9 protein-coding genes are annotated in these 13,479 nt (G+C 45.1%); 8 read left to right on the top strand and 1 reads right to left on the bottom strand.

Annotation, left to right across the window (positions count from 1 at the left end):
* Window positions 1-65: 65 nt before the first annotated feature.
* From recO to acpS, 3 genes are all read left to right on the top strand, one after another.
* A complete protein-coding gene (gene recO, locus OCV30_RS13020) occupies window positions 66-794 on the top strand; it encodes a DNA repair protein RecO (protein ID WP_012604785.1) in 729 nt (242 codons plus the stop codon).
* Complete coding sequence (pdxJ, locus tag OCV30_RS13015; protein WP_009847651.1) at window positions 791-1,528, top strand: pyridoxine 5'-phosphate synthase; 738 nt, start codon at window positions 791-793, stop codon at window positions 1,526-1,528. Before recO ends, pdxJ begins: the two co-directional genes overlap by 4 nt.
* A gap of 93 nt (window positions 1,529-1,621) precedes the next feature.
* The gene (gene acpS / locus OCV30_RS13010) at window positions 1,622-2,002 is read left to right on the top strand and encodes a holo-ACP synthase (protein ID WP_009847650.1); all 381 of its coding nucleotides are present in this window, start codon (window positions 1,622-1,624) and stop codon (window positions 2,000-2,002) included.
* A gap of 292 nt (window positions 2,003-2,294) precedes the next feature.
* Here the strand turns inward: acpS and barA are convergent, their stop codons facing one another.
* The gene (barA, locus tag OCV30_RS13005) at window positions 2,295-5,108 is read right to left on the bottom strand and encodes a two-component sensor histidine kinase BarA (RefSeq protein ID WP_065678041.1); all 2,814 of its coding nucleotides are present in this window, start codon (window positions 5,106-5,108) and stop codon (window positions 2,295-2,297) included.
* A 165-nt stretch (window positions 5,109-5,273) separates the two neighbouring features.
* Here barA and rlmD point away from each other — a divergent pair, with 165 nt between their 5' ends.
* The 5 genes from rlmD to eno all read left to right on the top strand — a co-directional run bounded on the left by rlmD (window position 5,274) and on the right by eno (window position 13,255).
* On the top strand, window positions 5,274-6,593 hold the full coding sequence (gene rlmD / locus OCV30_RS13000) for a 23S rRNA (uracil(1939)-C(5))-methyltransferase RlmD (RefSeq protein WP_065678042.1): 1,320 nt from the start codon (window positions 5,274-5,276) through the stop codon (window positions 6,591-6,593).
* A gap of 136 nt (window positions 6,594-6,729) precedes the next feature.
* The gene (gene relA, locus OCV30_RS12995) at window positions 6,730-8,955 is read left to right on the top strand and encodes a GTP diphosphokinase (protein ID WP_065678043.1); all 2,226 of its coding nucleotides are present in this window, start codon (window positions 6,730-6,732) and stop codon (window positions 8,953-8,955) included.
* Window positions 8,956-9,286: 331 nt separating this feature from the next.
* Entirely contained in the window at window positions 9,287-10,102 is an 816-nt protein-coding gene (mazG, locus tag OCV30_RS12990) for a nucleoside triphosphate pyrophosphohydrolase (RefSeq protein WP_029223900.1), read from the top strand.
* Window positions 10,103-10,234: 132 nt separating this feature from the next.
* Entirely contained in the window at window positions 10,235-11,875 is a 1,641-nt protein-coding gene (locus OCV30_RS12985) for a CTP synthase (protein WP_012604779.1), read from the top strand.
* A gap of 81 nt (window positions 11,876-11,956) precedes the next feature.
* Complete coding sequence (eno, locus tag OCV30_RS12980) at window positions 11,957-13,255, top strand: phosphopyruvate hydratase (RefSeq protein WP_009847644.1); 1,299 nt, start codon at window positions 11,957-11,959, stop codon at window positions 13,253-13,255.
* The last annotated feature ends 224 nt before the right edge of the window (window positions 13,256-13,479 follow it).

Genomic DNA, 13,479 nt, shown 5'->3' with positions numbered 1-13,479 from the left:
AATGAATATAAATACAAGAGAGAGTGCGAACTCTCTCTTTTTGTATCTGTAAGAAGGGTAAGTGATTGAGCGAAGGGTTACAGCGATGCTTTGTGTTGCACCGTCGACCATACAGTGAGTCGAGCCTGATTCTGGACGTCTTCAGCGAAGAGTATGGTCGGGTGACGTTGATGTCTAAAGGTGCGCGGAGTAAGCGTTCTAATTTGAAAGGAGCATTGCAACCTTTTACGCCGCTACTGCTTAAGTGGTCTGGCAATGGTTCAATGAAAACGTTGCGCCAAGCTGAACCGATCAGCTTGGGGCTTCCTCTTGCTGGCATTAATCTGTATTCAGCAATGTACGTTAATGAATTAGTTGGGCGAGTGTTGATGGCCGAAGTGGCCATGCCCGCATTTTTTCATGACTATCTTCATGCCTTAACAGAACTCGCTCATAATGAGAACCCTGAGCCAGCACTGCGTCGTTTTGAATTGGCTCTACTTTCCGCTATGGGGTATGGCGTCGACTTTTTACACTGCGCGGGCACTGGCGAAGCGATTGATCCGAGCATGACTTATCGCTATCGAGAGCAGAAAGGCTTCATCGCTTCGGTGCGTCGAGATAACCTGACTTTTATGGGCGATGAACTTATCGCAATCAGTGAGCGTAGGTTTATCACTAAAGAGCAGTTAAAAGCGGCAAAACGCTTTACACGCATAGCCTTAAAGCCGTATCTTGGCGGCAAACCATTAAAAAGTAGAGAGCTATTTATGCCAACAATAGCCCTCTCTAGAGCACGGAGTATTGGAAAATGAGCTCAATCCTTTTAGGCGTTAATATCGACCATATTGCAACTCTACGTAATGCACGTGGTACTAAATATCCAGACCCAGTACACGCAGCTGAAATTGCTGAACGTGCGGGTGCTGACGGCATTACGATTCACTTGCGTGAAGATCGCCGTCATATTGTTGATCGCGATGTACGAATTCTTGCTGAGACAATCCAGACTCGCATGAACTTAGAGATGGCCGTAACGGACGAGATGGTTCAAATTGCACTCGATACTAATCCTGAGTTCGTTTGCCTGGTTCCAGAAAAGCGTGAAGAGCTGACGACGGAAGGCGGCTTGGACGTGGTTGGTCAACTTGAAAAAATCAAAGCGGCGACCGAAAAATTGTCGGCTGCTGGTATCAAAGTATCTCTGTTTATCGATGCCGATCGTGAGCAAATCGATGCTGCGAAAGCGTGTGGCGCACCGTTCATTGAACTACACACTGGCCACTATGCTGATGCTAAAACTGAAGAAGACCAACAAGACGAGCTTAAAAAGATTGCTGCAGGCGCAAGCTACGCAGACGACCTTGGTATTACAGTGAATGCGGGTCACGGTCTGACTTACCATAACGTAGCGCCGATTGCGGCACTTCCTGAGATTTACGAGTTGAACATCGGTCACTCGATCATGGGCCGCGCAGTCTTTGATGGTTTGAATAAAGCCGTTGCAGACATGAAAGCCGTGATGGAAACAGCGCGCAACAACGCTTAGTTCTTTAACTCGGCATTCGTTTAGTTGTAAGCGTTAAGCGGTTAATCAGTAGAATCGAAAAGTTAATAGATAGAAGTTGGTAATAGGGTAAACATGGCTGTTGTTGGATTAGGTACAGATATCGCAGAAATTGAACGTGTTGAAAAGGCATTATCACGAAGTGGTGAGGCTTTCGCTCAGCGTATTTTGACCGATTCTGAATTTGAAGTATTCCAGCAACTTAAGCAAAAAGGGCGTTACCTTGCAAAGCGTTTTGCTGCAAAAGAGGCGGCGTCTAAGGCATTAGGCACAGGCATCGCTCTTGGTGTGACCTTCCACGATTTCGAGATTTCAAACGATGAGCATGGCAAGCCAGTTCTAAGCCTGCATAAAAAAGCGCGCGAAATCGCAGATGCGAGTGGTACAAAGTCGATTCACCTGACTATCTCTGATGAGCGCCATTATGCGGTGGCGACGGTACTACTCGAGTCGTAAATAGATTACCGCTACTTTATACCAATCGTAGTAAATAACTGTTCACCCTAGCTTGTTAAAAAACTCGATAACTTCGTTAGAATTTTTGATTGTAGAATAACTACTTATCGAAACTATTTATTGAAAAGAGCTGCCTTGTTCTCAAGCTTTTTTCCTACGCTATTTTTGATCACTTACTTACTGTGATTGGTATTATATCTAGCACCCTAGGTTCTAGACAGAAAAAAGCAGAGCTCATGAGCTCTGCTTTTTTATTGGCTGGTAAACTTGTGAGTAAGATAAGAAATATTCGCTAGGTCTTGGCTGGTTTCAAATAATGAATCGCGGTTGCTTGAACCTTATCTAATTCATCCTGAAGTTCAAAAAGCTCCGGTTCAATGTCTTCAACAGAAGTGCCTGAACGAAGTTCTTTCTCTATCGTTGCACATACCGACTTAAGCCTTGGTACCCCACTGTATGAGCTGCTGCCATGCATCTTGTGGATGATGTGTGTCAGCGCTTCAACGGGGTAGTCACTGTCTTCGATCGCTTTTTCCGCGGCTTCATAAACTTCAGGAATAAAATCTACGAGCATTTGCAGCATATCGCGTGCGAGGTCTTCTTTATTGGCGGCTTGTTTCAAAGCAGCTTGCCAATCAATGATGATGTTCTTGTGCTCGCTGGCTTCAACTTCTGAAACAGAGTTGTGGTCGATTTCAGCAGAGACCGCCGGGTGAGCTGGGTCTATTTTATCAATGTGCTCAATCTCAGAGGTAGGGCTCCAATGAATAAGAACCTGTTGTAACACATGCTCTTCGATAGGCTTGGTTAGGTAGTCATCCATACCTGCTTCAAGTAGTCGGTCACGCTCTCCCATCATTGCATGCGCAGTAACAGCAATCACAGGCGTGTTTGCATTGTTCGCCAACGCCTTAATTTTTTGGCAAGCGGTCACGCCGTCCATCTGCGGCATTTGAATATCCATGAAAATGACATCAAATGGAGTCTCTGTCGCTTTGTCGAGAGCTTTCTGACCACTAGTACAACTGATGACTGTCTCTACGCGCTCTTTTAGCAGCGCAGTAATCAGTTTAAGGTTGGCAGGGTTGTCGTCGACCGCCAAAACCGTAAGCGGTAGTTTCTCTTCTGAATGTGTTTCAATAGCGGGTGCAATTAAGGTTGGCGCTTGGTTCGATACCAAAGTTTGCAGCAACTTCTTGCGAGAGAGAGGCTTAGTAATGCACTGAACATCGACTTCTTTCATCAATTGCTCACCCAACGCTAGCTCGGTACTTGGTGTACCAATAATCACGTTCTGAGCGATCTTCTTCGCGCCAATCGCCCAACCACTCACGGTATCAAATTGATACTCTTGGTTCGCGGCTAAGTTAAGTAGAACGTAGTCATACGAGGTAGATTCGTCAGGCATAACCGAACGGTACGTTACCACCAAGCCTTCTTGGGTTAGGAGCTGCTGAGTAATTGATGCCGCTTGCATGTTTGGTTCGATAAGCAGCAGTTGCTTGTCTTGCAGGCACTGAGTCTCTATTAGTTCTGTCATCGGCATATCGGTAGTCGATAGTCTCAGGGTGAACCAGAAGGTGGAGCCTTGGTGAAGACGACTGGTTAGGCTGATCTCTCCGCCCATTTGGCTGACCAGTTTTTGGGTGATTACCAGACCTAAGCCTGTACCACCATAACGACGAGAGATGCTCGCATCGGCTTGGCTGAAGGCTTGGAAAAGTTGTGCTTGTTGGCGCTCTGAGATACCAATGCCCGTATCTCGAACCATAAACTGCAGCTCAATGCTGTCTTCGCTTTGTGAACGAAGTTCAACGCTGATGTCAATGTTGCCACGCTCGGTAAACTTGATCGAGTTACCCACAAGGTTAGTCAGGATCTGCTGGATACGCAGTGGATCACCAACAACGCCTGGTGGTACTTTCGGGTCGATCTTAAGTGTAAGCTCAAGACCTTTTTCATGAGCATTAGTGGCTTGAAGGTTAACCACCTCTTCTAGGCTCGCTTGGAACTCAAATGGAATGTTTTCTAGAGCGAGTTTGCCGGCTTCAAGTTTCGAGAAGTCCAAGATATCGTTGATGATGCTGAGTAGGTTGTTGGCCGAACGCTCAATGGTCTGTAAGTAGTCGGTTTGGCTGTTCGATAGGTGTGTCTTGAGCATCTGACGAGTAAAGCCAATCACACCATTGAGTGGTGTTCTAAGCTCATGAGACATATTCGCCAAGAACTCGGATTTAACACGAGCGGCTTCTTGAGCTCGTTTTTTCGCAATGTCTAACTCAACGTTTTGAATCTCTAATTGCTCTAGGGTTTCACGCAGGTCAGATGTTGCTTGGTCGATGCTGTGCTGCATCTCGACGTGATATTCTGATAGCGAGACCGCCATCGCGTTGATACCGTTTTTCAGTGAATCAAGCTCACCATGCATTTTGCCTTCGATACGCACATCTAAGTGGCCACGACGAATTCGGTCGACCATGTTTTTCATGTGTGTGATCGGTTGGGTTACATCGTGCATCAAGCGGAAGGCAAATACCCCAGAAAGTCCAAGACCGAGGATCAGCACCAAGAAGGCAGAGAACACTTCTTGATATTGCTGCAATCGAAGTGACGACAAGTCTAACTCTATCGCAATATAGCCGATCGCTTGATTCGCTTGAGACTGGCCATTAGCTGAGTTGATGTATTGTCCCTCAGCGATGATAGGTGTCCTAAGAATCAGCGTGTTATCGAGCAGGTTCGATGAGCTTAAATGCGGAATCGGTTTATCTTTCGGATAGGTCAGGCTTTCAAAATCAGGATGGAAGTTTGACGTTACAAACAACTCATGACGTTCATCAAACACCGCAATACTGCGCACCAGCTTAGAATTTTTTCGATGAGCATAGCTAATCAGCTGACGAACAGACTCTCGACTTTCGAGCTTCATGCCAGACTCACTCGCAATCGCTAGTGGTTCAATGATGCTAGTACCAGTGTTAACCACTTGACCTTCAAGGTCTTGATAGCGGTTAAATGAGAAAAATGCACTCAATAGCAGCCCAATAATTAGGGTTGGAGCTAGAGTTAAGGTAATTACACGGGCTCTTAAGCCATATCTGGTCATGTTCTTTAATTACATCGAGGTCTGGATATGGGAAAATAACGCACACAATGGCGGTTAAGTGAACGGTAAGCTTAATCAAAGCCGTGACGTTCGACAATGATTCCAAGACAGAATAGTGAGTCCTGGATACCAATTACTTATTAAAAGATACATTAGGCACAAGCAATGGCACGTTTTTTCCAACCAAAAAAGAAAACTCAACTCGAGACCAAGCATCAATCGGTTTTGGTTGAACGAATGGATCACAATGGCGCTGGCATCGCTTATCAGAAGAACAAACCCGTTTTCATTGATGGCGCATTGCCCGGTGAGAAGGTGGTTATTCAACTTACTGAGAGCAAAAGTAAGTTTTCTCGAGCAAAACTCATCAAATTACTTCAACCGAGTGAGCTGCGTTTAAAGCCATTTTGTAAGCACTTTAATCAGTGTGGTGGCTGTCATCTTCAACATCTCGGTTACTCATCTCAGGTTGAGCATAAATCACAATCTTTGACGCACCTGATGAGCAAATACCAAACGGCTAACACCGAAGTCGCCCAGCCGATTGTCGGTGATGAAACCGGTTATCGTCGTCGCGCGCGTATCAGTCTATTTGTTGATAAGAAGACACAGCAGCTTCAGTTTGGTTTCCGTAAGAAACAAAGTAAACAGATTGAAAACATCACCGACTGCGCGGTGCTTGACCCTCGCCTTAATGTATTGCTGCCAAAACTGAAAAGTTTACTGAACACTTTCAGTAGCCTTACGTCTTTAGGACATGTTGAATTGGTGTTGGGTGATACTGGCCCTGTTATGGTGCTGCGTCACCTTAAACTTTTGGTTGAAAAAGATGAGCAAGCGTTGATGACGCTCGCGAAAGAAGAAGGTGCAACGCTGTACTCGATGCCTGAAACCGATAAGTTGGTTCGCTTAGTCGGCGATGCACCTTCTTATAGTGAAACTGGCGTGACGTTACCTTTTGAGCCAAACCACTTTATCCAAGTCAATCAGAAAGTGAATCAGCAGATGGTGGCTCAAGCGATTGAGTGGTTAGAGCTTCAAGCGGATGAGCGTGTGCTTGACCTGTTTTGTGGTTTAGGCAACTTCAGTCTGCCTATCGCACAACAATCGGCGTTTGTCGTTGGTGTGGAAGGCGTTGATGAAATGGTTCAACAGGCAACGGCTAATGCGGCGTTAAACCAGTTAAGCAATACGGAGTTTTATCAAGCGAACCTCGAAGAAGATTTATCTTCACAGCTTTGGGCAAAAGAGAAATTCGATAAAGTATTACTTGACCCTGCACGTGCTGGAGCGAGTGGGATCGTTGATCAAATTTCAGCGTTAGGAGCGAAGCGTGTGGTTTATGTTTCGTGTAATCCTGCTACTCTAGCGAGAGATTCTGAGAGTTTAGAAAAACAAGGCTATCAATTAGCCAAACTTGGTATGTTGGATATGTTTCCCCATACCAGTCATCTAGAATCGATGGCTCTCTTTATCAAGGCTTAGAAGCCCTTAAATAAGGCTTAAAAATGAATCACAAAGGCGCAGGGAAGCCTGCGCTGATATCAATATGAGTCGAACTAACTTGGAATCAGTTAGTCATATTGAATTGGGTATAAAACATAATAACTAGGAAGGCATGATGGTTGCGGTACGAAGCGCACATTTAAACCCAAGCGAACAGTTTGAGCTAGAAAGTTGGATTGCGTCACTGAATCAAGACGTAAAAACCTCGAATAAACTGACCAAAGTTTATCGTCACTGTGAAGAGCTATTAAAAGATCACGAGCAAGCGTCGCTCCTGCTTTGGCGTGGGCGTGAGATGATCGAAATCTTGGTTACGTTGTCTATGGATCGCGCAACTTTAGTGGCAGCGCAACTCTTCCCTGTCGTATCAAGCGGTGTTTTTGAGCGTGAAGCGTTTGAAGAAAGTTACGGTAAAGAAACCGTAAAGTTAATTGATGGCGTTGAAGAAATGGCAGCTTTGGGCCAGCTCAACGTTACCCTTGAAGGCAGTGCTGCCTCGGGACAAGTGGATAACGTTCGTCGAATGTTACTGGCCATGGTCGATGATTTCCGCTGTGTCGTCATCAAGCTAGCAGAACGAATTTGCAACCTCATCGAGGTAAAAAAGGCCCCTGATGCTGTTCGCCGTGCGGCAGCAAAAGAGTGTGCTAACATCTATGCGCCTCTTGCAAACCGTTTGGGCATTGGTCAGCTAAAGTGGGAAATTGAAGATTACGCTTTCCGCTATCAACAACCAGATACCTACAAGCAGATTGCCAAACAGCTGTCAGAGCGTCGTATCGTGCGCGAACAATACATCACTGACTTTGTTGATGACCTAACATCAGAAATGAACCGTTCAAGCATCAATGCTGAAGTCAGCGGTCGTCCCAAACACATCTACAGCATCTGGCGTAAAATGCAGAAAAAGGGCTTAGAGTTTGATGAGCTTTTTGACGTGCGTGCGGTACGTATTATTGCCGACCAACTGCAAGACTGTTATGCCGGTCTAGGTGTGGTTCACACCAAATATAAACATCTTCCAAGTGAATTTGATGACTATGTGGCGAATCCTAAGCCCAATGGTTACCAATCAATTCATACCGTAGTTCTTGGCCCTGAAGGCAAGACCATCGAAATTCAGATCCGTACCAAGCAAATGCACGAAGACTCTGAGTTAGGTGTGGCTGCGCACTGGAAGTATAAAGAAGGTGCTTCTAGCGGTGTACGCAGTGGCTACGATGAGAAAATCACGTGGTTGCGTAAGCTTATCGACTGGCAAGAAGAGATGTCAGATTCTGGCGAAATGCTGGATGAAGTACGTAGCCAAGTCTTTGATGACCGAGTCTATGCCTTTACACCACGCGGTGATGTGGTCGATTTACCAATGGGTGCAACGCCGTTGGATTTTGCTTACCACATTCACTCGATGGTTGGACACCGTTGTATCGGTGCCAAAGTCGCAGGTCGAATCGTTCCGTTTACTCATAAGTTGGCGATGGGCGATCAAGTTGAGATCATTACTCAAAAAGAACCGAATCCATCACGTGATTGGTTAAATCCGACCACAGGTTTTGTTCATTCAAGTCGAGCTCGAGCAAAAATTAACGCTTGGTTCCGCGCTCAGAGTCGTGAGAAAAACCTCGAAGCTGGACGAGACATCCTAGAAGTCGAGCTAGGCAGAGTCGGCGCAACACTGAAAGATGCTGAACAATATGCGCTGAAACGATTCAACGTCAATACACCTGATGAATTGTATGCAGGTATTGGTAGCGGTGATTTGCGTATTAACCAAGTGGTTAATCACATCAATGCTCTGGTCAATAAGCCGACGGCTGAAGAAGAAGATAAGAAAGCACTCGAGAAGTTGCTTGAGTCTGACAATAAGCCAGCACATCAGAGCCGTCCGAAAAAGGATGCTGTCGTTGTTGAAGGTGTTGATAACCTAATGACCCACTTGGCTCGTTGTTGTCAGCCTATCCCGGGGGATGTGATCAAAGGTTACATTACTCAAGGGCGTGGTATCTCAGTACACCGCAGCGATTGTGAGCAGTTAAGTGAACTTAACCTACATGCCCCTGAACGTATCATCGATACGGTGTGGGGAGATGGTTTTGTAGGCTCGTATATCTTAACACTGCGTGTAGAGGCGCTAGAACGTACCGGCTTGTTGAAAGACATAACATCCCTGTTCTTGAACGAAAAAGTCAGTGTGACGACAATGAAGAGCCGTATTGACTATAAACGTCAGCTGTCAGTGATGGATTTCGATTTGGAAGTGACCAACATTGAGATTCTGAGTCGCGTGACAAGCCGAGTAGAACAGATCAAAGATGTTATGAGCGTAAAACGCCTAGGCTAGTTTTTACGTCGTACTTGGCCTTCTAACTGTGTTAACTGCACTATACTCGCTTCATCACATAGGCAAGCTATGCTCAGAAGTCTCGTAAGTTTGTTGCCTTGTTAGAAGAGCCAATTACTTAGTAAAACAAAGATAGTCGTCATCCCCTACAGTGAGGGACGAACGTTATAGGGAATCTCGCCAAGCGATTTGAGATCCCCAACTCGCTCATTCTTCGCTCTTGAGGATGACTGAAAAAATAGAAAGGTGAGTGGTTTTGGCTACTCACCTTTTTTAGTTTTAGAAGACGTTATAAATTTAAAAATCAAAGACAGTGAATAGGAATAAAACGATGAATCACCCGATTGAACAACTTGAACAGATCATGACTAAGCTGCGCGATCCTGAAGGTGGCTGTCCTTGGGATTTGAAACAAAATTTTGAAACCATTGTGCCGCATACGATCGAAGAGACCTACGAGGTGGTGGACGCGATTCACAACAAAGATTGGCCAAACCTGCAAGAAGAGTTGGGTGACCTGTTGTTTCAGGTGATCTTCTACAGTCAATTAGCAAAAGAGCAGGGCTTATTTGAGTTCTCTGATGTGGTTGACGGTATCAATGAGAAGCTAACGCGCCGTCATCCACACGTATTTTCTGATACAGAGTTTGCTAGTGATGACGAAATTAATGCCAACTGGGAAGCTGAAAAAGCCAAAGAGAAAGCACAGGCAGGCAAAACTCAAGAAAGTATTCTAGACTCAATACCAAACTCTCTACCTGCACTTTCGCGTGCTACAAAAATTCAAAAGCAAGTCGCGAAATTTGGCTTTGATTGGGACTCTATTGGTCCAGTCGCCGACAAGGTTTTAGAGGAAGTTGATGAGGTGCTAGAAGAAGCGCTTCAAGTAACGCCAAACGAAGATTTAGTTGAAGAAGAACTGGGTGATTTGTTGTTTGCTACCGTCAATTTAGTGCGACATTTGGGTAAAAATCCAGAAACGGCTCTCAATAAAGCCAATCTGAAATTTTCACGCCGCTTTAAAGGTGTGGAACAAAAAGTTCGTCAGCAAGATAAAATTTTGACCGACTTTTCTCTACAACAGCTTGATTCCATATGGGATGAAGTCAAAGTGGCGGAGAAAAGATCATCAAAGCTTTTATCATGAATTGATTTGAAGCAAAAAATAAAAAATAGCAGTGTGATAGATTTCACGTTGTGGCGATAAGGGGCTTCTGGTATATTTTCATCCCGTCCAGAAGTAATCCATTTCCCTCATTCAACCAATTTCAGGTTAAACATGACGACAAATTACATTTTTGTTACTGGCGGGGTTGTATCCTCTCTAGGTAAAGGTATTGCAGCAGCATCTCTTGCGGCTATTTTAGAAGCTCGTGGTCTTAAAGTGACTATGATGAAGCTTGACCCTTACATCAACGTTGATCCAGGCACAATGAGCCCGACTCAACACGGTGAAGTGTTCGTTACGGAAGATGGCGCTGAAACTGACCTTGACCTTGGTCACTACGAGCGATTCATTCGCACCAAGATGACTAAGCGTAACAACTTCACTGCAGGTCGTGTTTACTCAGACGTACTCGCTAAAGAGCGTCGCGGTGATTACCTAGGTGCAACTATTCAGGTTATCCCGCACATCACTAACTCTATCAAAGAACGTGTAATTTCTGGCGCAGCTGGCCACGATATCGCGCTTGTTGAAGTTGGTGGTACGGTTGGTGATATCGAATCTCTACCATTCATGGAAGCGATTCGTCAGCTAGCAGTAGAGCTAGGCCGTGAACGCGCAATGTTCATGCACCTTACTCTAGTGCCATACCTAGCAGCTGCGGGCGAAGTGAAAACTAAGCCAACGCAACACTCTGTAAAAGAGCTGCTGTCTATTGGTATTCAGCCAGACATTCTAGTTTGTCGTTCAGACCGCAACATTCCTTCGAACGAGCGTAAGAAAATTGCTCTGTTCTGTAATGTGCAAGAAAATGCAGTTATTTCTATGCGCGATGTTGACTCTATCTACAAGATCCCTCAGCTTATTAAAGCTCAAGGCACTGATGAACTTGTATGTAAGCGTTTCGGCATCACAGCTCCAGAAGCAGACCTGTCTGAATGGGAACAAGTAATTTACGAAGAAGCTAACCCAACGGGTGAAGTGACGATTGGTATGGTTGGTAAGTACATTGAACTACCAGACGCATACAAATCAGTAAATGAAGCGCTAAAACACGCGGGCTTGAAAAATCGCCTAAGCGTTAATATTAAATACGTAGATTCACAAGACGTTGAGTCTCGTGGCGTAGAAGTTTTAGAAGGCCTAGATGCAATCCTAGTTCCTGGTGGCTTTGGTGATCGTGGTGTTGAAGGTAAGATTCTTGCTGCTCAATACGCTCGTGAAAACAAAGTACCTTACTTAGGTATCTGTTTAGGTATGCAAGTAGCACTTATCGAGTACGCTCGTAACGTTGCGAAAATGGAAGGGGCACACTCTTCTGAATTCTGTACTGAAACTAAGTACCCAGTTGTTGGTCTTATCACTGAGTGGACTGACGGCGAAGGTAAAGTTGAAGAGCGTACAGAAACATCTGACCTTGGCGGCACAATGCGTCTTGGTTCACAGCTTTGTCACCTAGCGAAAGGGACAAAAGCTTACGAATTATACGGTAGCGCGACGATCCATGAACGTCATCGTCACCGTTACGAAGTGAACAACAATCTTCGTCCACAAATTGAAAAAGCGGGCCTAAAAGTATCGGGTCTATCTGCGGACAAGAAACTGGTTGAAGTTATTGAGAACCCGAACCATCCATGGTTCGTTGCTGCTCAATTCCACCCAGAGTTCACTTCAACACCTCGCGATGGTCACCCATTGTTTGCAGGTTTCGTTAAAGCAGCTGGCGAGTTCCAGCGCGGCGAATTAGAGAAGTAAAAAGGAATACAGGTAGCTGCGTAAGTTGTGCTGCTACCTTTAAATTTGACATTTATATATTCAACGAGAAGGAAACATTCAATGTCTAAGATCGTTAAAGTTCTAGGTCGTGAAATCATCGATTCACGTGGTAACCCAACTGTAGAAGCTGAAGTACACCTAGAAGGCGGTTTCGTAGGTATGGCTGCTGCTCCATCTGGCGCATCTACTGGTTCACGCGAAGCTCTTGAGCTACGTGACGGCGACAAATCACGTTTCCTAGGTAAAGGTGTTCTTAAAGCTATTGAAGCTGTAAACGGCCCAATCGCTGAAGCTCTAGTAGGTTCTGACGCTAAAGCACAAGCTGACGTTGACCAAATCATGCTTGACCTAGACGGTACTGAAAACAAGTCTAAGTTCGGTGCGAACGCTATCCTAGCTGTATCTCTAGCTAACGCAAAAGCTGCTGCTGCTGCGAAAGGCATGCCTCTATACGAGCACATTGCTGAGCTAAACGGTACTGCTGGTCAATTCTCTATGCCTCTACCAATGATGAACATCATCAACGGTGGTGAGCACGCAGATAACAACGTTGACATCCAAGAGTTCATGATCCAACCAGTTGGCGCTAAGACTCTTAAAGAAGGTCTACGTATCGGCGCTGAAGTATTCCACAACCTAGCTAAAGTTCTTAAGTCTAAAGGCTACAGCACTGCAGTTGGTGATGAAGGTGGTTTCGCTCCTAACCTTAAGTCTAACGCTGAAGCTCTAGAAGTTATCGCAGAAGCTGTTGCAGCTGCTGGTTACGAACTAGGTAAAGACGTTACTCTTGCTATGGACTGTGCAGCATCTGAGTTCTTTGACAAAGAAGCTGGTATCTACAACATGAAGGGCGAAGGTAAAACTTTCACTTCTGTAGAGTTCAACCACTACCTAGCTGAGCTAGCGAACAACTTCCCAATCGTTTCTATCGAAGACGGTCTTGACGAGTCTGATTGGGATGGCTTCAAGCACCAAACTGAACTTCTAGGCGACAAGCTTCAAATAGTTGGTGACGATCTGTTCGTTACAAACACTAAGATTCTTGCTGAAGGTATCGAGAAAGGCGTAGCTAACTCTATCCTTATCAAGTTCAACCAAATCGGTTCTCTAACAGAGACTCTAGCTGCTATCAAGATGGCTAAAGACGCTGGCTACACTGCAGTAATCTCTCACCGTTCTGGCGAAACTGAAGATGCAACTATCGCTGATCTAGCGGTAGGTACAGCTGCAGGTCAAATCAAAACTGGTTCTATGAGCCGTTCTGACCGTGTTGCTAAGTACAACCAACTTATCCGTATCGAAGAAGCTCTAGGTTCTAAAGCTCCTTACAACGGTCTTAAAGAAGTTAAAGGTCAATAATTCCTAGCGAATTATTAATCTAAGCTTTTTAAATGCCTCGCTTATGCGGGGCATTTTTTTGTCTGTAGAAAATGACGGGAAGAAGCTCTAGGTTCTAAAACTCCTCCTTTTTACAACGAAAGCGGTCTTAAAGACGTTAAAGGTCAGCACTTTCTTCAAGACTTAAAGCCTCGTGAATTGTTAGCTTAAAGCTTTTGAAAACGCTCTACTTCGGTAGGGCGTTT

It is taken from the genome of Vibrio atlanticus, from assembly GCF_024347315.1.
In the GTDB taxonomy this organism is placed as follows: Bacteria; Pseudomonadota; Gammaproteobacteria; order Enterobacterales; family Vibrionaceae; genus Vibrio; species Vibrio atlanticus.
The sequence above is the reverse complement of the archived record's forward strand: the minus strand, read 5'-3'. Positions and strand labels throughout refer to the sequence as shown.